Source organism: Lachnoclostridium sp. An131 (genome assembly GCF_002160825.1).
GTDB lineage: Bacteria > Bacillota > Clostridia > Lachnospirales > Lachnospiraceae > Laedolimicola.
In genome coordinates this window covers 16,300-38,866 of the sequence record NZ_NFLI01000007.1, presented here as the reverse complement: position 1 = coordinate 38,866, position 22,567 = coordinate 16,300, and the positions used below count along the sequence as shown (strand labels likewise).

At 52.2% G+C, this 22,567-nt stretch carries 17 protein-coding genes; all 17 read right to left on the bottom strand.

The annotated features are described in order from the left end of the window. Positions 1–5: 5 nt before the first annotated feature. The 17 genes from B5E77_RS07010 to glgB all read right to left on the bottom strand — a co-directional run bounded on the left by B5E77_RS07010 (position 6) and on the right by glgB (position 22,477). Positions 6–323, bottom strand: a complete 318-nt coding sequence (locus B5E77_RS07010) for an AzlD domain-containing protein (protein ID WP_087164653.1) — start codon at positions 321–323, stop codon at positions 6–8. Position 324: 1 nt separating this feature from the next. Further along, the gene (locus tag B5E77_RS07005; protein ID WP_087164652.1) at positions 325–1,032 is read right to left on the bottom strand and encodes an AzlC family ABC transporter permease; all 708 of its coding nucleotides are present in this window, start codon (positions 1,030–1,032) and stop codon (positions 325–327) included. A 1-nt stretch (position 1,033) separates the two neighbouring features. Next, positions 1,034–2,455 carry a rhamnulokinase gene (locus B5E77_RS07000; protein WP_087164651.1) on the bottom strand — a complete coding sequence of 474 codons (1,422 nt, stop codon included), beginning with the start codon at positions 2,453–2,455 and terminating at the stop codon, positions 1,034–1,036. Between the two features lie 70 nt (positions 2,456–2,525). Beyond that, positions 2,526–3,293, bottom strand: coding sequence for a DeoR/GlpR family DNA-binding transcription regulator (locus B5E77_RS06995; protein ID WP_087164650.1), 768 nt, complete (start codon positions 3,291–3,293; stop codon positions 2,526–2,528). 298 nt (positions 3,294–3,591) lie between these two features. Further along, positions 3,592–5,076 carry an L-fucose/L-arabinose isomerase family protein gene (locus tag B5E77_RS06990; protein WP_087164649.1) on the bottom strand — a complete coding sequence of 495 codons (1,485 nt, stop codon included), beginning with the start codon at positions 5,074–5,076 and terminating at the stop codon, positions 3,592–3,594. A gap of 21 nt (positions 5,077–5,097) precedes the next feature. Continuing rightward, on the bottom strand, positions 5,098–6,141 hold the full coding sequence (locus B5E77_RS06985) for an ABC transporter substrate-binding protein (protein ID WP_087164648.1): 1,044 nt from the start codon (positions 6,139–6,141) through the stop codon (positions 5,098–5,100). 111 nt (positions 6,142–6,252) lie between these two features. Then, a complete protein-coding gene (locus B5E77_RS06980; protein WP_087164647.1) occupies positions 6,253–7,287 on the bottom strand; it encodes an ABC transporter permease in 1,035 nt (344 codons plus the stop codon). Position 7,288: 1 nt separating this feature from the next. Continuing rightward, complete coding sequence (locus B5E77_RS06975) at positions 7,289–8,377, bottom strand: ABC transporter permease (RefSeq protein ID WP_087164646.1); 1,089 nt, start codon at positions 8,375–8,377, stop codon at positions 7,289–7,291. Then, positions 8,377–9,867, bottom strand: a complete 1,491-nt coding sequence (locus B5E77_RS06970; RefSeq protein WP_087164774.1) for a sugar ABC transporter ATP-binding protein — start codon at positions 9,865–9,867, stop codon at positions 8,377–8,379. The genes B5E77_RS06975 and B5E77_RS06970 overlap by 1 nt, the downstream gene beginning before the upstream one ends. 173 nt (positions 9,868–10,040) lie before the next feature. Continuing rightward, the gene (locus tag B5E77_RS06965; protein ID WP_087164645.1) at positions 10,041–11,099 is read right to left on the bottom strand and encodes an ABC transporter substrate-binding protein; all 1,059 of its coding nucleotides are present in this window, start codon (positions 11,097–11,099) and stop codon (positions 10,041–10,043) included. Between the two features lie 224 nt (positions 11,100–11,323). Beyond that, positions 11,324–12,775, bottom strand: a complete 1,452-nt coding sequence (locus tag B5E77_RS06960; RefSeq protein ID WP_087164644.1) for a sensor histidine kinase — start codon at positions 12,773–12,775, stop codon at positions 11,324–11,326. Positions 12,776–12,843: 68 nt separating this feature from the next. Then, complete coding sequence (locus B5E77_RS06955) at positions 12,844–14,457, bottom strand: response regulator (RefSeq protein ID WP_087164643.1); 1,614 nt, start codon at positions 14,455–14,457, stop codon at positions 12,844–12,846. A gap of 178 nt (positions 14,458–14,635) precedes the next feature. Then, positions 14,636–16,231: a xylulokinase gene (locus B5E77_RS06950; protein ID WP_087164642.1), complete on the bottom strand. Its 1,596-nt coding sequence runs from the start codon at positions 16,229–16,231 to the stop codon at positions 14,636–14,638. 27 nt (positions 16,232–16,258) lie between these two features. Beyond that, a complete protein-coding gene (araA, locus tag B5E77_RS06945; protein WP_087164773.1) occupies positions 16,259–17,761 on the bottom strand; it encodes an L-arabinose isomerase in 1,503 nt (500 codons plus the stop codon). 4 nt (positions 17,762–17,765) lie between these two features. Continuing rightward, positions 17,766–18,851 (bottom strand): GntR family transcriptional regulator, encoded by a 1,086-nt coding sequence (locus B5E77_RS06940; RefSeq protein WP_087164641.1) that lies wholly within the window; start codon positions 18,849–18,851, stop codon positions 17,766–17,768. Positions 18,852–19,175: 324 nt separating this feature from the next. Beyond that, entirely contained in the window at positions 19,176–20,075 is a 900-nt protein-coding gene (locus tag B5E77_RS06935; RefSeq protein WP_087164640.1) for a mechanosensitive ion channel family protein, read from the bottom strand. After that, a complete protein-coding gene (glgB, locus tag B5E77_RS06930; RefSeq protein WP_087164639.1) occupies positions 20,072–22,477 on the bottom strand; it encodes a 1,4-alpha-glucan branching protein GlgB in 2,406 nt (801 codons plus the stop codon). The genes B5E77_RS06935 and glgB overlap by 4 nt, the downstream gene beginning before the upstream one ends. Positions 22,478–22,567: the final 90 nt, after the last annotated feature.

Genomic DNA, 22,567 nt, shown 5'->3' with positions numbered 1-22,567 from the left:
AAATATCAAAAGGCAGGGCGAACCAGGAACAGCTCCAGCACAAAAACTGCGGCGCAGGCCGCAGCCGCCACCTTGATCAGGCTCTGCCCGCGGTAAGCCATAAAAACCGCCACTGCAAACGCAGCCGCTCCTGAAATCAGTGAGCCTGTAGCTTCCAAAATCGCAGGAAAGGTCATGACTGCCAGCGTCACATAGGGCACATAGTACAGGAACGATTTCACCCATGTATTTGTAATTTCCTTTTTCAGGAGTGCAAGCGGAATCATCCGGATCAAATAGGTCACCACTGCCATGACCAAAATATAGACGTAAACGCTGTACATATTAACTTTCCTCCTTTACCGGAAACAGGAAAGCCGCGCCTCCCGCGATCAGGACAGTCAGGATAATAATTTTAAACCCGGAGGAAATCTCCCTTAAGACCGGCAGCTTCGCAAAGAAAAGGCTGGCAGCCATCGATACCAGGATAATCCCCATCAGCACCTTGTTTTTGCGGGCCGGCGGCAGAATCACGGCCAGAAACATTCCATAAAGGGCCACGCTCAGGGCGCTTAAGAGTCTCTGGGGAAGCAGGCTTCCGGAGACGGCCCCCAGCAGAGTTCCAATCGTCCAGCCGGGCACCGCTGCGCTCATAAGCCCATAGCTGTACCAGGGGCTTAAATTGCCCTCCCGGCAGACCGAAACGCCAAAAATCTCATCGGTCACGCCATAGGCCATAAAAAACCGGTGGAAAAACGGCATGGTCCGCGGCAGCTTCTGCGACAGGGAGCAGGACATCAGGCAGTACCGCAGATTGATAATCAGCTGCGTCAACGCCATCTCCGCAAGAGAGGCGCCTGCCTGTATCACGCCAAGCCCCGCAAACTGCCCTGCGCTTGTCAGATTCGTCAGAGACAGGAGCACAGCCTGCGCAATTGTAAGCCCTGCGTCTCCAGCCATAATTCCAAACGTAAACGATACAGCCAGATACCCCAGCGCAATCGGGATTCCGTCCACAATTCCAGAACGGAATTCTTTTTTTCTGTCATTCATGCTACGGCTCATAAACCTTTACGTCAAAGGAGTTCCGAATGATTTCACGTCCTGCCTGCACGCTCTCGACCGCCCCCATAGCCACAAGCTGCACAATGCTGTTTCCAAGAACAGAACCCTCCGTGGGACCTGCCATTACCCGCTTTCCGGTAGCCTTTGCGGTCAGCTCACAGAGCAGCTCATCCTGGATGCCGCCGCCCACCATATTGATGCAGGAAACCGTCTTTCCGGTGATCTCTTCCATGTACTGAATCGATTTGCGGTATTCGTCGGTCAGGCCGTTGTAGATCGCCATCGCCATCTCTCCGAGGCCTTCTGGCGTGCCCTGCCCGGTCTCCTGGCAGTATGCCACGATCTCCTTCATCATATTCAGGGGAGCCGTAAATCTCGGATCCTTAACCTTGATCGTGAAATCCTTTCTCTTCGCCGCGCGCGCCTCGCGGATGATATCCGGGAAGGATACCTCTTTTTCGAACTCACACCAGTTGCGGCGCAGATTCTGCATAATCCACAGGCCGTTGATATTTTTCAGGAACTGTATCTTTCCATCGATGCTTCCCTCGTTGGTATAATTGTATTTATAAGAGGCTTCGTTCAGGATCGGCTCGTCCAGCACCATGCCAAGCAGAGACCAGGTGCCGCAGCTTAAGAAGGCTGCGTCGTCCGATTCCAGAGGCGCTCCCGCCACAGCGGAGGCTGTATCGTGGCTTCCCACCGCAATCACCTTGACGCCATGCAGTCCTGTCTCCTCTTCCACCTCCGGAAGCAGATCGCCGATAATCGTGCCCGGCATCACGATGTCTCCGAACATCTCCTTATTCAGCCCCAGCCTTTCAATCAGCTCATAGTCCCATTCCCGCTTTCTGGCGTCCAGAAGCTGGGATGTGCTGGCAAAGGTATATTCTGTATACATGATTCCAGTCAGAAAATACCCGAAAAGCTCTGGCATAAACAGCAGGCGTTTTGCATTGTCCAGAATGACCGGACGCATCTTCTTCTCCGCCCACAGCTGGAAAATCGTATTAAAATACATAAACTCGATTCCAGTCCGGTTGTAAAGCTCCTCCAGCGGAATCACCTCCGCAATCTCATCAATGACGCCGTCCGTCCTGGAATCTCTGTAATTCACCGGGGTTCCAATCAGATTTCCGTCCTTGTCAAACAGGCCATAATCTACTCCCCAGGTATCCACAGCCAGACTTTGAATCGGCACTTTTTTGGCCGCGGCCTTTTTCAGCCCCTGCTTCATCTCATAATAAAGACGGAACAGATCCCAGTAAATGTGTCCCCCAATTCTTACCTCAGGATTCGGAAAACGGTGAAGCTCCTCCAGCTCCAGCTTCCCATCCTCCAGCTTACAGAGCACCATGCGCCCGCTGGACGCGCCAAAATCAAACGCCAGGTTGTAAACAGTCTCTCCCATATTGATTCCTTCCCCTTGCATCATTATTTAGGTTATTCAAGGGATACCTATAAACCCTTAATCATCCTTCCTATTCCTTCGGCGATACCAGACGCACGCCCAGATCCTCAAGGTACATCTGCCAGTCCTCCGACGGCCTTCGATCGGTCACCAGAATATCGCCCTGCTTCAGGCGCATGGTCTTGACAAAGGACACCCTGTCAAATTTGCTGCTGTCCACAGCCAGGATCGCCGTATCCGCGCAGGCGTACATGACATTTTTAATATCGCTGTCCAATTCGTTGGAATCTGTGATTCCTTCCTTTATATCAATTCCTTTGCAGGAAAACACTGCCTTGTCCACGTGATATCCGTTCAGCACCTTCTGCGCCGCGTTCCCCACCAGCGAAAGGGAGGTTTCGTTCAGATTCCCTCCTGTGGAAATGACCTGAATTCCATCGTGTCCGGCCAGCTCTATCAGAACCTCCACCGAATTCGTGATAACGATGAGCTTATCCATGCTTTTCAGCTCCTTCGCGATCATAAGGGAGGTGGAGGACGCGTCCAGCATAATCCGATCGCCTTCCTCTATCAGCTCTCTCACCAGTCCCGCGATAATCTGCTTCTCTCCCCGGTTTGTCCTCTCGCGGATTCGAAGGGGCATGTCAAGATCCTTCCGCTTGTTCAGCACCGCTCCCCCATAGGTCCTCTTTACGAAGCCCTCCTTCTCCAGCTTTTCCAGATCCCTGCGGATTGTCTCGTCCGTCACCTCATACCGCTTGCTCAGCTCAGAAACCAGAACTCTCTGCTCCTTCTGCAGAATTGCCAGAATTTCATTCTTTCTCTCGATAGCCAGCATATTTCTTTCCTCCCGTTCTGTGTTCCCTCTGCTGCCCGTTCCCAGATCCCCGGCTGCTTCCCATCTGTCCAGAATCTGCAGACCGCTTATCTGCCGGAAGCAGTACTCTTTATACTTGATTATATCATGAATTTCTTGGTTTTTATAGTTAATTTTCTTGGTTTTTAGATGAATTTTTTACGAAATCAACACTTTATCTCACGAATACCGAAAAAACTGCCGGAGCCTCCCCCACAAGGGGCCTCTCCGGCAGCTTCTATCAGCATATATGACATAGTGCAGCGGCTGAGAATCCAGCTTACGCGAACGGATTCTCCGTCGGATACAGCATTCCCTTCGGACGGTTGAAGCCGATCTTCTCCGGCTGTACGCCCAGATACTTGAATATCTCGTAAAGCGCTTTTCCATGGTGTCCAAACGCTACGGCGCCGTGGTGCGGGAAGTTTTCCTCAATCAATACATGGCGGTAAAACCGTCCCATCTCCGGAATCGCAAAGACTCCGATGGAGCCGAAGGACCTGGTCGCTACCGGCAGGATCTCTCCCTGAGCCACATAAGCGCGCAGCTTGCAGTCTGCCGTGCTCTGCAGACGGAAGAACGTGATGTCTCCGGGAACGATATCGCCCTCAAGGGTTCCCTGGGTTACCTCCTCCGGCAGGCTTCTCGCCATAATCAGCTGATACTTCATGGAGCAGGAGGTCAGCTTGCTGGAACAGGTGTTGCCGCAGTGGAAGCCCATAAAGGTATCCTTCTGCGTATATGGGAACTTGCCTGCAATATCTTCATTATAAAGATCGGCAGGTACTGTATTATTGATATCAAGAAGCGTTACGGCATCCTGGCTCACGCAGGTTCCGATGAACTCGCTTAAGGCGCCGTAGATATCCACCTCGCAGGATACCGGGATTCCGCGTCCTGCCAGACGGCTGTTTACATAGCAGGGAACAAAGCCAAACTGGGTCTGGAAGGCAGGCCAGCATTTTCCGGCGATGGTCACGTATTTGCGATAGCCTCTGTGCTCCTCGATCCAATCAAGCAGCGTCAGCTCGTACTGCGCCAGCTTTTCCAGGATCTGCGGCTTTTTGTTGCCCTCACCCAGCTCCTTTTCCATATCCTTTATCACATCCGGAATTCTCGGATCTCCCGCATGCTTGTTGAATGCCTCAAAAAGGTCGAGCTCTGAGTTTTCCTCGATCTCCACGCCCAGATTGTAAAGCTGCTGAATCGGCGCGTTGCAGGCCAGGAAGTTTAACGGCCTCGGTCCAAAGCTGATGATCTTAAGATCCGAAAGTCCCACAAGAGCTCTCGCAATCGGAAGGAACTCATGAATCATGTCTGCGCACTCTTCCGCCGTTCCCACAGGATACTCCGGAATGTAGGCCTTTACGCCGCGAAGCTTCAGGTTGTAGCTGGCATTCAGCATGCCGCAGTATGCGTCGCCGCGGCCCTGTACCAGATCCTTTCCGGTTTCCTCTGCCGCAGCCACGAACATCACCGGGCCGTCAAAGTGCTTTGCGAGCAGGGTCTCGGAAATTTCCGGTCCGAAATTTCCAAGGTAAACAACCAGGGCGTTGCAGCCTTCCCTCTTGATGTCTTCCAGAGCCTGAACCATGTGGATCTCGCTCTCTACAATGCAGACCGGACATTCATAGATATCCGCTGCGTCATATTTTTTTGTATAAGCCTCTACAAGAGCCTTTCTGCGGTTTACGGAAAGAGATTCCGGGAAGCAGTCCCGGCTAACCGCTACAATTCCCGCTTTTACTACTGGAATATTGCTCATTTTTGATTCCTCCTGTTATGTTTAATAGCTTCTCTCCTCAATCAGAGCCTGCAGATCCATCGACGGATCAAAATATGTTTCCTTCACATACTGAAGCTTTTCCGCCTCTTCTCCCTGCTCCAGCTTCTGAATGATATCGGAGACAAGCGGCCCCAGATTGGGATTGCACTCAAAATCTGCGTTGATTTTTCCCTCTGCCATAGCCTGAAGCGCCGCCCGGCCCGCATCAAAGGAAATAATAATGATGTCTCCGTCCGGCCCGCAGGTTTTCCCTGCCGCTTCAATGGCCTCGATGGCTCCAAATGTCATATTATCGTTTTCACTGATTACCACATCTATGTCAGGATAGGCCTTCAGGAAGTCTTCCATTACCTCCTGTCCCTTAGTCTGCGTAAAATCTGCATCTCTGCGCTCCAGCATGGTCCAGTTGTCATGCTGCTTCAGAATCTGGCCAAAGCCTCCGGTTCTTCCCAGCTGCGCTGTAGAATCCAGGGTTCCCTGCAGCGTCACGATCCGAATCTCCTCCGAGGACCGTCCCTGTCCTTCCAGATAGTCCGCCAGCCATTCTCCGGCTCTGCGCCCCTGCTCCTCAAAGTCGCTGCCTACCCAGGCCGTATAGAGGCTTTCATCCGACACCTTAACCTGCCGGTCCGCTACAATCACCGGAATTCCCGCATCCTTTGCCTCCTGAAGCACCGCGTCCCATCCGGTCTCCACAATCGGATCCAGGATAATATAATCTACCTCCTGGAGAATAAAGTCTCTCATGGCCTTGAGCTGATTCTCCTGCTTCTGCTGAGCGTCCTCAAAAATCAGATAGTAGCCGTTCTCCTGGGTGAAGGTTCCTTTAAAAGACTCCGTGCTTGCAATACGCCAGTCAGACTCCGAGCCGACCTGAGAAAAGCCCACCACTATGTAATTGTCTCCCTCTGCAGCAAGCTCCTTTTCTTCCTCCAGAAGGTCACTGCCTGGAACCGTTTCAGACTCCTCTATCCTGGTCCCGCAGCTGGAAAACCAGAGCAGCAGACACAGCAGAATGCCGATTCCCACAACCATTTTTTTCATAAGCTTCACCCTAAACCCGAACAAAACGGGCAGACTCCCTGTGTGGTAAAATCAGAGCCGCTTCAAGTCCCTGTATGAACCGGCGGCTCTGCATGATAAATCATATCCGTATTATTTCACAGATCCTTTTTTCCGCACTGCCATCACAACACTTTGTACCACAAGGAACAGGCACAGCATTGCAGCCACAGTGATTCCTGTCCACCAGGCCTGATCCAGTCCGGCGGAGGAAACGATATTCTGAATTGTACTCAAGGAAAGCACTCCAAAAAAGGTTCCTATGATATTTCCTACGCCTCCGGTCAGCATCGTGCCGCCAATGATGGAGGACGCAATGGCGTTCATCTCAGCGCCGCTTGCGTGAGAGGGAGAACCGGAGCCTACGTGCAGGAAATACACAAAGCCGCCGATACCTGCCAGAACGCCGCAGAGCAGATGCGCAATGAATTTTGTGCGTTTTACATTGATGCCAAGCATCAGCGCGCTCTGGCTGTTGCCGCCCACCGCGTAGAAGTTACGGCCGAGCTTTGTCCATTTTAACACACAGAACATGACAATCACAACCAGAATCGCCACAATCACTCCGATTTCCACATAAGCATCCACGTAATTGCCAAGCCGGTTCACGGAACCCATGCCCGGAACGATGATACGCGTATTCTTCAGAGCCACAAACGCCTCATTTGATACGTTAAAGGGCTCGGTATTTACAATCGTCGTCATACCGCGTGCAAAGAACATCCCTGCCAGCGTTACGATGAAGGGCTGAATCTCCAGATATGCTACCAGAAAGCCCTGTACCAGGCCGAAGCCCAGTCCAATCAGAATGGCAATCAGAACAGACACCGCCACGTTTCCGCCTGCCTTATCCAGATAAACTGCGCAGCACATACTGATAAGCGCTGTCACTCCGCCCACGGAAATATCAATGCCGCCTGTAATCATGACAATGCTCATGCCGCAGGACAGAATGATAAGAGCCGCGTTCGCATTCAGGATATTGAACAGAGCCTGAGGCTTTAAGAAGCCCTCTCCCTGGAAGATCATCGCTCCGATATACATCAGGAAGAATACAACGATGGTAATGGTAAGGAGCAGGTTCGTGTCACTGATATTTTTAATCTTGCTTCCAAATCCCTTTGACATATTAAGCAGCCTCCTTTACCTTACGCTTCGCCATAAAGGCATTGAATTTTTCTCTTACTACCGGTGCGCTGACGATTACCAGCACGATAACTACGATGGCCTTGTAAGCCGGAAGCGCGTCGGAACGTACCTGGAACTTGTAAAGGGTCGTTGTCAGGCACTGAATTACGTAAGCTCCAATAATAGAAGCGGTCATGTTGAATTTTCCGCCGCTCAAGGCATTTCCACCGAGAGCCACCGCCAGAATGGCGTCCATCTCTATGTCCTTCGCAATAACAGAATAATTGATAGTGGAAATACGGGCTACCTTAATCAGTCCTACCACTGCCACACAAAGACCCAGAATCACGAAGGAAAGGATCTTGATAAACACCGGATTCAGGCCGTTCAGCTTGGAAGAATTCTCATTGATGCCGACTGCCTGGGTATACAGGCGCAGGTTCGTGAATTTCAGAACCAGGCCGATAACGATCATACAGGCCACCGCGATAAAGAAGGGGGTCGGAATCGGAATTCCCGGTATAAATTCACCAAAGTAGGTAAGAGACTCATCACTGACAACCGGCAGCTCATTGTTGTTAATCCAGGCTGCGATGGAGCGGCCCGCCGTGTACAAAATCAGCGTGGCAATCATGGGCTGTATCTTAAAGACTGCTACCAGCACGCCGTTAAACGCTCCAAAAAGCATTGCTACCACACAGGCTGCCAGAAACGCCACGATAATCGGGGCCTGCAGAGTCTCCGGGCGGGAATTCGTTCCGCAGAGCACACGCAGCAGCACACTGCCGGCGATAGCGGTAGTAGCTCCCACACTGATGTCCTGTCCTCCAGTCGCCGCTGTCACCAGCGTCATACCAATAGCCAGAATCGCCAGCTCAGAGCCACTGTCCAGGATCGTGATCAGGAAGCCTGACAAAACAGGGTTTCCCGCGCTGTTGTAGCCAAGCTCGATCTTGAAAAAGGACGGATCCATAATCAAATTGAACAGAAACAGTAACAGAAGGGCTGCCAGGGGAATCATCACCTGCTTCCGGATCATTCTTCCGAAGAAACCGGAAACGCCCGCATTTTTCGTTTCATTTGTCTGCATTATTTGTCACCTCCGGCAATCGTACTCATAATGCTGGTCTGATTCAGATCGCTGCCGGTCAGCTCTCCCACAACCCTGCGATCCCGCATTACGATCAATCTGGAACAGGTACGAAGCATCTCGTCCATTTCAGAGGAAATAAAGGTCACGCTCATTCCCTCGGACGCCAGCTTCAATACCAGCTTCTGAATGTCCACCTTGGTTCCCACGTCAATACCACGGGTCGGCTCGTCGAGAATCAGGTATTCCGGATGTGTCAGAAGCCAGCGGGCCAGAATTACCTTCTGCTGATTTCCTCCGGACAGAGATTTGATCGGCGTGTCTGCCGAGGCTGTCTTGATATTCAAAAGCTTAATGTATTCGTCCGCGATCTTGTCTGCCTCAGCCCTGGAATAAGGCTTCAGGAAGCCGCGGAGCACCTGCTGCGCCAGAATAATATTATCGCGCACAGACAAATCTCCGACAATGCCGTCCCGCTTTCTATCCTCAGGCAGATAGCCGATCCCCTGGCGCATGGCGTCGATTGGCTTGGAAATCTTGATCGGCTTTCCATTTTTCTTCACCTTTCCGCCAAGGACGCGATCCGCGCCAAAGATAGCGCGCACGCACTCGCTTCGTCCGGAGCCCAGAAGTCCGGTGAAGCCATTGACCTCGCCTTTATCAATATGGAAATCAAAGGGCTTGATTCCGGCATTGCTGTAAAGCTGCTCAACCTCAAAGACCGGAAGCTCTCCTTCCTTTCTTTCATAGGACTTGTATTCTCCCTGAATGTCAGACAGATCGTCCAGCTCCTTGCCCAGCATCTTGGATACCAGCTGTACGCGGGGAAGATCCTTAATCTCATATTCTCCCACCAGACAGCCGTCACGCATAACCGTAATCCGGTCACAGACCTCATACACCTGATCCAGGAAATGGGTTACGAAAATGATGCCTACCCCTCTGCCGCGCAAATCCCGCATAAGCTTAAAGAGCTTTTCTACCTCCTGTTCATCCAGAGAAGAAGTCGGCTCGTCAAGAATCAGAACCTTGCAGTCCGTATCTACGGCTCTTGCGATCGCGATCATCTGCTGCACCGCGAGGGAGCAGGTAGAAAGCTGCTGGGTTGCCTTCGCCGGAATGTCCAGAGATTTCAGAAGCTTGTCAGCATCTTTATTCATCTTTCTCCAGTTCTGAACCGCTCCGGGCGTCCGGCCGATGTACATGTTTTCCGCCACGGAAAGATTCGGACACAGGGTAATCTCCTGATATACCGGGCTGATGCCAAGCTTCTGTGCCTCCTGGGGCGAGCGGACCTGCACTTCCTTCTCATGCCCGTCCAGGTAAATATGTCCCTCATCCTTCGTATATACTCCGGTCAGAACCTTGATCAGCGTGGATTTACCGGCGCCGTTTTCACCCATCAGCGCATGAATTTCGCCCTTGCGGAGGGTGAAGTCCACACCAGACAGAGCCTTAACTCCCGGAAAGCTTTTATGTATATTTCTCATCTGTAATACAGCATTATCTTCCACTCTAATGTTCACCTCCTGAAAATATTTATTTCAGAGACAAAGCGCGGTGCAGGCCAGGCCTGTAACTGCCATCCTTTCTGCGCCGCGCTTTGTTTTCTTTGATTTATGCCATTACGTTTCGTTCAAAACGTTCCGTTTATACAGCGGATTTAGATACCATAAGTATCAATATCTTCCTGAGTAATGGTCTCTGCATCGAAGCCCTTCTCCTCCATGATAATGGTCTTCTCCTCGATGGTGCCACCGCTCTCGATGGTCTTGATTACTTCGTCGATATAGGAAGCCTGGTAAGGATTGCACTGTCCGTCATAGTTCCAGTTTCCTGCCAGCAGCTCCTCAAGAGCCCAGGTGTTGGTATCGAAGCCCATGATGATAACGTCGCCGTCTACACCATGAGAGATGTTTGCCTTGTCAAGAGCTGCTACAGCGCCCTTAGCCATGTCGTCGTTCTCAGCGTAGATTACGTTGAATTCCTGTCCGGAGTCGATAACAGACTGTACAATCTGCTGTGCCTTCTCAGCATTCCACTCAGCGGTCTGCTGGGTTACCAGATTCCAGTTGTCATTTGCTGCTACCATCTCGTCCACGGCTTTGGTACGTCCCTGCTGAGCAGCGGAGCCCATAACACCCTGGATGTGGATGATGTTGTACTCATCCAGTCCCTGGCCTGCCAGCCACTCTACCGCAGTCTGTCCTTCAGCCTCCATGTCAGATACGATGGAAGCCTCGTAAAGGCTCGGGTCTGCATCGATGGTACGGTCAAACAGGATTACGCGTGTTCCGGCTGCCTGAGCGTCCATCAGTACGGAATCCCATCCGGCTGTATCAGCTGCGGAAAGCAGAAGATAGTCAACGCCGTCCTGGATGAACTTCTGAGCTGCGGTAATCTGCTCGTCGTTCTTCAGGCTGTATGCGAAGGAAGCGTCATAGCCGTTCTCCTCGGTGAACATCGCCTTCATATCAGCGTCATTTGCTGTACGGTATCCGGACTCGTTCGGGTCATTGTTGATGATGCCGACCTTGATCAGATCTCCGGAAGCAGCGGTATCCTCTGCTGCTGTATCCTCTGCTGCTGCGTCATCTGTCGCAGTCTCCTCCGTAGCAGCAGCATCTGTGGAAGCAGTGTCACTGCTGCTGTTTCCGCAGCCTGCCAGAACAGTCGCTACCATTGCCGCACATACCAATGCGCTTACAAGTTTTCTCTTCATTTTGAAACCTCCCTTATTCTTGTTGCCATTTCGTTTGGCTATGGTCAAATTCTATAATAAGAAGAGAAAATTTGATACGGACATCCTTTTGAATTAAGTACAATTTTTTACTGACTTTTGAACAAACCGTGAACAAAGTTAGATTTTTTTGGAAAAAAGTTCATTTTTTTACGTTTCATCTCCCGGTACGGAAAAAAACAACCAAAATATTCTCCGAAAAAACGTCAGCAAAGCGGAACCGCAGGAATCACCACCGTCGTCTCCGTCCATTCGCCAAATTCACTTTCCAGGGAAATTCCGTACTGGGGCCCGTAATTCAGCCGCAGCCTCTGCGCTACGTTAAAGAGTCCGAAGCCGGACGGATCGCTTCTGTCCACCTCTTCCTCTCCCCCAATCAGGCGCCGGACCTTTTCCAGCCGTTCCGGCTCCATCCCCCGGCCGTCATCCCATACCCGGAATATCAGCTTATCCTCCCGCTTTTCCCCTGATACCCGGATGTGGCCCAGCCCCCGCTTGTTTTTGATGCCGTGGTACAGGGCGTTCTCCACAAGGGGCTGAAGGGTCAGCTTCAGGATTTGGTACTCATAGAGCTCCTCTGGGACATCAATGGAATATTCCAGAATATCCTGATAGCGGAACTGCTGAATCTGCAGATAGCTGCGGATATGGGCCTCCTCTTCCTTCACCGTTATATAATCCCGGCCTTTGCTTAAGGTAGTCCGGAAGAAATCTGAGAGAGCCGTCACCATCATGACAACCTCATCCTTGCGCCCTGCCTCTGCCAGCCAGACAATCGTATCCAGTGTATTATAGAGAAAGTGAGGATTAATCTGAGCCTGCAGAAGCTTCAGCTCTGTGGCACGCAGGTTCAGCTGCTCAACCCGGATGTCCTCTACCAGGTTCCCAATCTTCTCGATCATCTGGTTGAAGCTGTCTCCCAGCACTGCCATCTCACCGTCTCTCTGTTCCTCTGCCCGTACCGTAAAATCTCCGCTGGCCGCCTGGCGCGTCACCCTGCACAGCCTCTGTATGGGCTCCGTGATCCCCTGCATCATTCTCCGGCTGATGAGATAGGCCCCTGCCAGAATCAGCAGGAATACCAGGCTGCTCATCCGGAGCGTGTTGTCTACGTCATGGCGGATCTGCCCCCTCAGCGTCTCCAGATTCGTCGTCTCATAGTAGATATATTCCTGGATCTGTTCCTGGATCAGCTCCGTCAGAACGCGGATATCCAGATCAAGACGTTCCATGTTCTTGTCATAATAGCCGCTAATCTGAGCGTCAGACTCGATCTCTATCACACGGTCCTCCAGAATATCGAGGCTTTTGAGAATCCGGTTCAGCCTCTGGCGCCCATATTCCGCATCTGCTGATTCATAAAGACCCTGAAACACCTCTCTCGCCTCTTCAATCATCCGCCTCGGCTCCTCGGTATCGATCAGCTCATCCGCGCGCTCCGAATTTGCCACAATAATATACATCAGATAGTCCAAATCGTCCTTAAAATCAATGTTGTAGGCATTCGCCTTTGTAATGTTCTGCACGACCTCGTCGTAGCGCTCTGAAAAGCGCTGCATGATAAGAACCAGGTACAGGATCAGAATCGTCAGCGGCACCAGGCAAATCACCAAAAGCATATTCAGACGGTTTTTAATGGTAGCATCCTTTTTCCACATACCTTCTCCTTCCCTTCGGCCTTCCGGCTGATCCGCTCCCCCCTGCGCGGCCTTTCAGCCTGGCCCGCCTATACCCTGGCCCGGAATTCCCTGGGTGTGCACTCCTGCGTCTTTTTAAACAGATAGCTGAAATAATGAGCATCCTTATATCCCACCGCAAATGCAATCTCCGCCGTTTTCATGGAGGTTGTGCGCAGCAGCTCCTTCGCCTTTTCCATGCGTACGGAGGTCAGGTATTCTATAAAGGTTCTCCCCGTCTCCTGGCTGAAAATCGTACTGAAATGGTTGGGGCTTAGGTTCACAGAAGCCGCCACTGTATTCAGGGAAATCTCCTCATTATCATAATTCTTCTCAATATAGGCCCGGGCGTCCTTCAAAAGGGAGCTGTACTTTTTCTGCGACATGCCCTCCCGCAGCTCCACGGCTGTCTCCAGCACCTTCTTCAGGTAATCCTCGGTCACCTCCAGTGATGAGAAGATCTCCGGCATTTTCTGAAAGTCACCGCAGCGTTCTGCCAGAATTCCCGGCTCGCAGCCCATCTCTTCCAGAATTCCTGAGGCCGCAAAGTAGGTATCCATCGTCACATACTGGCGGAACATCAGAGACTGGATATTTTTTTCACCGAGGCTGGCAAAGTATTCCTCCACAAAATGGGTGACCTCCCCCTTCAGCCCGGTCTTTAAAAAGCTCTCTACCACCCTCCGGTCCAGCTTTCCTGCGCTCAGTGTGCCTAAAGCCATCGTTTCCTGATCAGCTTCCCCGGCCGGCGTCTCAGAGCTTCTCACAATCTGATTGCGTTTTTTCAGATAACGGAAGGCAAAGGCACGGCTGGCTTCCTCAAAGCAGCGGTTCAGTTCGCTTAAGCGCTCTACCTCCTGCCCCACACCGCCAAAATATTTGACTCCCCGGACAGAAAAGATCGCCGCGAAAAGCCGGTCCAGAAGCTCCCGCTCCGCTTCGCCTGCTGATTTTTCTTCGCTTCCCTTCAAAAGAAAGGCCCAGCCTTCCAGCCCCAGCTCCACCATCAGCACCTCCGGCATCTGATCCGTCATCTCTTCGATAGAGCGGGTAAGCGTATTCAGCTCCTCCGAATAGCCGGTTTCCTCTCCTCCTGCAAAGAGCTGAAACAAAATAATATTATAGCTTTTTGCAGCCAGATCAAAGCCGGCGTCCCGTCCCTCCTTCAGAAGCGCTGACACCGGATACTGCCCTGAGACCAGCTTCCGGAAAAATTTCTGGCGGGCCAGCTGGGTATTCTCCATCCGCTCCTTCTCAAAGGTCTCCAGAAACTTCTTCTGCTGCTGCTCTTCCTCTATCTTCTTTCCTACCTTCTTCACAGCCTCCAGAAGCTTTGCTCCCGCAATCGGCTTTACGAGATAATCTGTAATTCCGATGCTGATGGCCTCCTTTGCATATTCAAACTCATCGTAGCCGCTTAAGATCAGAATTTTGATGTCCGGAAGCTCCTGCTTCACCAGCCGTGAGAGCTCCAGCCCATCCATAAAAGGCATCTTGATATCTGTGATCAGGATATCCGGCTTTGTCTTTTGAATCAAAGGGTAGGCCAGCTCCCCGTCACTCGCCTCACCTACAAAGGAAAAGCCCTCCTGCTCCCAGTTGATATTATTCTTGATGCCCTCCCGCATCACGACCTCATCTTCCACCAAAAACACTTTCAGCATATCCCAAACTCCCCGTTTCTTCCGCAGACATCAATGTCCCCTGCCCGCGTCCGATTTTCCTTACGGAAAAAGAAGATGCCGCCACAGCGGCATCCTCTTTCCTCAAGGTTACCATACACAAATATATTCCAACAGGCCGCAAATCCTTTCACGGCAGCAGCCTGTTTTCCATCAGATTTTAATGCAGGTGCTCCACTGCAGCGCGCTCAATCGCAAGTCCCTCTGTATAGCGTACCAGGAACTCGTCAAAGCTTGCCACATCGTCCTTGTCCGGCCATACCTTTTCGCCCTTTTCTCCTGCAAATACGCGGTCTGCAAGGAAATCTCCCAGGCTTTCCCCGTCCTTTCTTTCCTTCATGTAATCCGCCAGAAGGGCGATTCCCCAGGCTCCGCCTTCTCCTGCCGTCTCCATCACGACTACCGGCACATCCATAGCTGCCGCCACGATCTTCTGGCCTACGCCCTTTGTCTTGAACAGACCGCCGTGTCCCAGCACCTCATCCGCTTCGACGCCCTCCTCCTTAAACAGGATATCAAGGCCGGTCTTCAGAGCGCCCAGGCAGGTAAACAGATGCGTGCGCATGAAATTCGCCAGCGTAAATCTGGAATCCGGAGTCCGGACAAACAGGGGTCTTCCTTCCTCAAAGCCCGTCAGATGCTCGCCGGAGAAATAATTGTAAGCCAGCAGGCCGCCGCAGTCGGCGTCTCCCTCCAGGGCCTTGTTATACAGCTTTCCAAACAAATCGTTCATATCGATCTCCATGCCGAAGGTCTCCGCGAATTCCTTAAAGAGCCCCACCCAGGCATTCAGATCGGAGGTACAGTTGTTGCAGTGTACCATCGCCACCGGGCTTCCGTCCGGAGTCATAATCATATCCAGCTCCTCATGCACCTTTTTCAGCTCATGCTCCAGCACGATCATCGCAAACACAGAGGTTCCGGCGGAGATATTTCCGGTACGCGGCCGTACGCTGTTTGTAGCCGCCATGCCCGTTCCGGCGTCGCCCTCCGGCGGGCAGCAGGGGATTCCCGGCTCCAGATCTCCCTCCGGATCCAAAAGCCTTGCTCCGGCCTCTGTCAGCCTTCCGGCAACCTCTCCCGCACTCTGCACCTTCGGCAGGATTTCGCTGATCTTCCAGGAATAATTTTTATCTGCAATCAGAGCCTGGAACTGATCCAGCATCTTTGCGTTAAACTGCTTCGTGGCAGGATCGATCGGGAACATACCGGACGCCTCGCACACTCCGATGGTCTTCTCGCCTGTCAGCTGCCAGTGGATATAGCCTGCCAGAGTCGTCATAAAATCGATGTCAGCCACATGAGCCTCCCCATTCAGAGTCGAATGATACAGGTGGGCAATGCTCCAGCGCTGCGGAATATTGTACTGGAACAGCTCAATCAGCTCAGAGGCTGCCTGGGCCGTCATCGTATTTCTCCAGGTACGGAACGGAGCAAGCAGCTTTCCGTCCTTATCGAATACCAGATAACCATGCATCATGGCGCTGATTCCGATGGCGCCGATCTTTGTCAGCGTAACTCCGTATTTCTCCTTTACATCCTCCTTCAGGGCCTTATAGCTTCCCTGAAGTCCCTCGCGGACCTGCTCCATGGAATAGGTCCACACACCGTTCTCCAGCTGATTCTCCCAGTCCCAGCTTCCTGAAGCAATTACCTTATAGCTGCTGTCAATCAGAACCGCCTTGATTCTGGTAGAGCCAAGCTCGATGCCCAGGGTCGTCTGTCCGTTTACCACTGCTTCTCTGATACCACTCATATCATATCCTCCTTCAATCATGTTTCATTATCTGAACGCTGCCGCATTCCAGCGCAACTCATTCTTCAGTCCCCGGACTGTAGTGTCCTTGTCGATATATACCACCTCTATGCCCATCGCTTCTCCCCAGTCTCCGAGCTGCTCCGCAGTCAGATCGTAGGAGAACGCCGTGTGATGCGCTCCGCCGGCCAGAATCCAGCATTCTGCCCCTGTCGTCAGGCTCGGCTGCGGCGTCCAGAACGCTGTCGCCACCGGAAGCTTCGGCATCGGCTTCTCTGTCTTTTTGCAGTCTACGCTGTTCACAATCAGGCGGAAGCGGGTTCCCAGATCAATCAGGGAAGCTGCGATGGCGGGTCCTTCCTTCGCCGTAAACACCAGGCGGGCCGGATCCTCTCTGTCTCCCATACTCAGAGGCTGTACCTTAATGCCGATGGGGCCGTCTGCAATCGACGGGCATACCTCCAGCATATGAGCCTGCAGGATTCCCTCCTTACCCGGAACCAGATTGTATGTATAATCCTCCATAAAGGAGGTTCCCTTCGCATCCTTTACGCCCTCTGTCATAATCTTCATCAGGCGTACCATCGCGGCAGTCTTCCAGTCGCCCTCTCCGCCGAAGCCATAGCCCTTTTCCATCAGACGCTGGATAGCAAGGCCCGGAAGCTGCTTCAGGGCTCCAAGATCTCCGAAATGGGTGACAACCGCCTGATAATTCTTTTCCTTCAGGAAGCGCTCAAACCCGATCTCAATGCCGGCCTGCACGGCCACATGCTCCCGGAATTCCTTTTCGTCTCTGCCCTCCAGAAGAATCTCATACTTGCTGTAATACTCCTCTACCAGAGCGTCGATGTCTCCTTTGGACACCGCCTGCACATATTCCGCAATCTCATTAACCGGATAGGCGTCGATCTCCCACCCGAATTTGATCTGAGCCTCGACCTTGTCGCCCTCCGTCACGGCTACATTGCGCATATTGTCAGCTACACGGACCACCCGGATATGGCTGCTCTCCATAATGCCCACCGCCGTACGCATCCAGGCAGCAATCCTCTCAATCACCTTCTCATCCGCCCAGTAGCCTGCGATGACCTTCCGCTCGATTCCCATGCGCGTTACGATGTGCCCGTATTCGCGGTCTCCATGAGCAGACTGGTTCTCATTCATGAAATCCATATCGATCGTGTCATAAGGGATCTCCTGGTTGAACTGCGTATGCAGATGAAGCAGCGGCTTCCTGTATTCCTGGAGTCCCAGGATCCAGGACTTCGCCGGAGAGAAGGTGTGCATCCAGGTAATAACGCCCGCGCACTCCTCATCCATGTTCGCTTCGTTGAAGGTCCGGCGGATCAGCTCGTTTGTGATCAGCGTCGGCTTCCATACGACTTCATAGGGAAGCTTTCCCGACTGATTCAGATAATCCACGATCCTTCTGGAATGCTCCGCCACATGTGCAAGGCATTCATCTCCATACAGATCCTGCGACCCTGTCGCAAACCAAAATTTATAGCTTTTCACTTTGCTTACCTCCATGCTTTTATTTATTAAGCCGTCTGACCGAATCCCGCCGGGCCAGCCAGACGCCAAATTCATATCCTGCAACCGGAATGCTTCTCTGCCTTCCTTTTCTCCGAAGCATCGAAAGCATGATTTCCGCAGCCTTTTTCCCAAGCTCCTCCTTGGGATGATGGACTGAGGTCAGACCTACATCGCCATACAGGGCCAGATCCGTATCGTCCACACTCACAATAGAAAGATCCTCCGGAACCCGGATTCCATTCTTTCCGAGAAGCTCCATAAGCTCCACCGCAGCGCTGTCATTATAGCAGAACACTGCAGTGCAGTCTGCCAGCCTCTCCAGAAACCGCCTCTCCATCCGCGCAAAGCTTCCGATATCTCCTGTATCGTACCAGACGAACTGATCGTCCTCTGTCTGAAGTCCTGCGCTGCGGATCTCGCTTAAGAAGCCCTGGTAGCGCAGCCGCCCCTGCCCATCGTCGGATTTGAAGATGCCGCCCAGCTCTGTGTGCCCCATATCCAGAAGGAAACGGGCCGCGCATCTGCCGGCTTCCACATCATCCAACGCCACCACCGGACAGTCCAGCTCCGGATATCCGCTGTTCAGAAAGAGAATCTGTACTCCCTTTTCCAGAAGGCAGCGGTACAGAGGAATATTCGGATTCGGAAGCGCGCTCTTCGTCGCCTCGATAATCATCCCCCTGAGCTCCTGATTCATCAGGTTCTCCAGGATTTCCCCCTCCTTCTGAAGCCGGTTATTCGTAAAAGAAATCTGAACCTGAAATCCTTCGCGGGAAAGAACGCTTTCAACCCCCTGAATGATTCTGGGAAATATATAATTGTCTACATAGGTTGTCACCACAGCAATCTGGCGGCTTTTCGCATTTTCTTCCGCTTCCTGGTCCGCCACAAAGGTTCCGCTTCCCTGGCGTCCATACACGAGTCCTTCGTCCTCCAGAACCTCCAGAGCCCTTCTCACCGTCTGGCGGCTCACGCCGAACTGTTCTCTCAAGGCCTGCTCAGAAGGAAGCTTTTGTCCTGAAAGATACCTTCCATCACAGATCCCCTGCTCCAGCCACCTGGCTATCTCCTGATATTTCGGCATATTCCTTCGTTCCCGCTGAATACTTGTATTGTATTATTTTCACTTGTATTTTTTTGTATCCCGCTATTTTCACGGAATCCTCTCTATTATTTCAAGTCTCTTCCGTTATATTATCTTTTATCAGGACACTACAGTTTACTTATACAACAAACTGCACAAACTGTCAATAGCTCTCCGCAGATTTATCCGGTATTTTTCCAGAATCCGTGAAAATCCGCTGTGAATTTGTATTCTTTACAATTAAATACAAATTTCAGCATCTGCTGCGGAAATGAAAAACGGACAGTCTCCGCCGCTGCCGGCAGGAGCTGTCCGCTCTTCCTTTTAATCTGTCTTTTTTATATTCACGTCCATCTGATTGTACGGAATTTCGATTCCATTTGCGTCAAACAGAAGCTTCACATCCTCTGTGATCTTCCATTTTGTGGTCCAGTAATCCTCCGGGCGCACCCAGAAGCGCAGCTTCAGCATCACAGCGCTGTCCGCCAGGCTGTCCACCACGACCAGATGCTCTTCCTCCTTCAGGATCTTCTCGTTTTCATCTATGAGCCCTTCACAAAGATCCCGGGCCAGCTTCAGATCGGAGGAATATCCGATTCCCACGTCGATATCCAGCCTCCGCTTGTCCTGAGCGCTCACATTGACCAGGCTGTTATTGGACAGCACGCCGTTTGGAATCACGACTCTGCGGTTGTCCACAGTCAGAAGAATCGTATAGAACATCTGAATTTCCGAAACGGTTCCTTCCAGATTATCGTTCACATAGATAATGTAATCTCCCACACGGAAGGGCTTGATCAGAAGAATCAGCACTCCGCCCGCAAAATTGGAAAGACTGCCCTGAAAGGCCAGGCCGACAGTCAGTCCTGCAGAGCCCACCAGCGCCATGACCGACGTGGTATCCACGCCGAAGCCGGAAGCCAGGAGCATAATGAGTATAAAATACAGCATCACCTTCAAAAGGGAATCCAGAAACTGAATCACTCCCACATCGGCTCCCGCCCGTTCCATGGAACGGCGGACAATTTTGCGCAGAATCTTGATAACCCTGCTTCCTATCAGAAATGCAATCACTGCCAGCACGAGCCGGAGCCCGAAGCTGATAACCGACGGCAGATACCTGTCCAGATACTCCTGCGTCCTGCTGATCTGCTCCGTCATCTGTGTAAGCTCCGACTGCAGCTCCTCTGACATTTCCGTTGTCACAGCGGCCAGATATCTCATGCTTTCTTACCGCGTCCTTTCTTTCCCTGTGCCTGGGCGCCTTCTTTTTCTTCCACGCCCTTCTTCGCCGGAGCCTTCTCCTGGACTGCTGCAGCCTTCTTCGCCGGAGTCTTCTCCTGGACTGCTGCAGTCTTCTTCGCCGGAGCCTTCGCTGGCGCCTTCTCCTGCATACAGGAAAATACGGCGATTCCCATAGGCGGCACTGTTATCTCAATGGAGTCCTCCCGTCCGTCGCATTCCGATTTCTTAGAACGCTTCGCACGCTTATTGAGTACGTCCGTTCCACCGAAAACTTCGCTGTCGCTGTTAAAGATCTCTTTATACCGGCCCTCGAAGGGAACTCCGATCTTATGCTTCTCATATACCAGCGGAGAGAAGTTGCAGACCACAAGCAGAGTTTCCTCCGGCTTCCTGGACTGGCGCGTAAACACCAGCATGTTTTCATTTGCAGAAATATTGTTGATCCAGGTGAAGCCGTCCGGATCATGATCCAGCTCATAAAGAGCCGGATGCTCCAGGCAGAAATGATTCAGCGCCTTCACGTATTCCCGCATATTTCCATGATCCTGATACTGGAGCAGCTCCCACTCCAGGCTTTCCTTCTCATTCCACTCGTCAAAGGTCGCAAACTCCTGGCCCATAAACAGAAGCTTCTTTCCCGGATGCATCATCATAAAGCCGTATGCAGCCCGCAGGTTGTCAAGCTTCGAATCCCGGTCGCCCGGCATCTTTCCCACGAGCGTTCCTTTTCCGTGCACCACCTCGTCATGGGACAGGCTCAGGATGAAATTCTCACTGTAAGCATAAATCATACTGAAGGTCAGCTCGCCGTGATGCCAGGAACGGAACACCGGATCATAGTGCATATAGCCCAGGAAGTCATTCATCCATCCCATATTCCACTTGAAATCAAATCCAAGCCCGTCATCCTCCACCGGACCCGTCACCTTCGGCCAGGCTGTAGACTCCTCTGCAATCAGGAGCGCTCCGTCCTTGCGCTTCTTAAAAATGGAATTCAGATGCTTCAAAAACTCTACTGCCTCCAGGTTTTCCTTTCCGCCGTAGATGTTCGGCACCCACTCTCCGTCATTTTTTCCATAATCCAGATACAGCATCGAGGCCACTGCGTCCATGCGGATGCCGTCTGCATGATAAACCTCTGTCCAGTACAGGGCATTGGCAATCAGGAAGTTTTTCACCTGAGGCCGGCCGTAATTGTAGATCAGAGTGCCCCAGTGGGGATGGCTGCCCTTCCGGGGATCCAGATGCTCATACAGGCAGGTGCCGTCAAAGGCTGCCAGTCCAAAGGTGTCTCTCGGGAAATGGGCGGGCACCCAGTCCAGAATCACGCCGATTCCCTGGCTGTGCATATAGTTCATAAAATACATGAAGTCCTGCGGGGAGCCGTACCGGGCCGTAGGCGCATAATATCCCGTCACCTGGTAACCCCAGGATTCATCCAGCGGATGCTCCATGATCGGCATCAGCTCCACATGGGTATATCCCATATCCTTCACGTACCCGGCAAGCATCGGGGCGATCTCCCGGTAATTGTAAAATTCCCGCGTCTCCGCCGGCGTTACCGGTTCATCCTCCGGCTCTTCGGATTCCGGCTTCTTCCAGGAGCCCAGATGCACCTCATAGATCAGGACCGGCTCTTTCCTGTAATCCGTCTTCTTTCTCTTCTCCATCCATCCGCCGTCTGTCCACTCAAAGCCGGACAAATCTGCGACAATGGAAGCCGTATTGGGACGAAGCTCCGCCGCATTTGCATAAGGATCCGCCTTCAGCATCGGAAGGCCGCTCTTCGTCTTGATCTCATATTTATAGCAGGCTCCCGGCCCAATTCCGGGAATAAAAAGCTCAAAAATCCCTGCCTCTTCAATGCGCCGCATAGGATGACGCCGTCCATCCCAGAGATTGAAATCTCCGACCACGCTGACACGGCACGCATTTGGGGCCCATACAGAAAAGTAGGTACCCTCCACGCCCTTTACCGTCATCGGATGCGCGCCCATTTTTTCATACAAGGTATAATGAATGCCCGCCTGAAACTTGTCCAGATCCTTCGCCGAAAATACCTTTGGCTGGAAACGGTAGGCATCCTCCAGCTCCTGAACTGTCCCATTGTCATACTCCACACGGAAAAAATATTCCGGAACCGTCTTACCCGGAAGCAGCGCCGCAAAAAAGCCGCCTTCGTCAGCCAGTTCCATCTCATACTCCTTGCCCGTGCTCCTGATCACGGCCGTCATCCTGACTGCCGTCGGCAGAAAGGCCTGAACCAGAATTCCCGCATCCGTCTTGTGCGGCCCGAGAATTTCCTGAGGCTCGTCCTCCTCCGAGTACACCAGCGCCTCAATCCGAGGCCAGTTCATAAGCTCATACAACCTGTTATCCATACCCTTCTCCTCCTTCTCAGATCTGAAGCTTTCCCGCCATGGGCCGATTCCGGCTGACAGTCACACCTCCAGAGGATTCTGCCGCCAGCT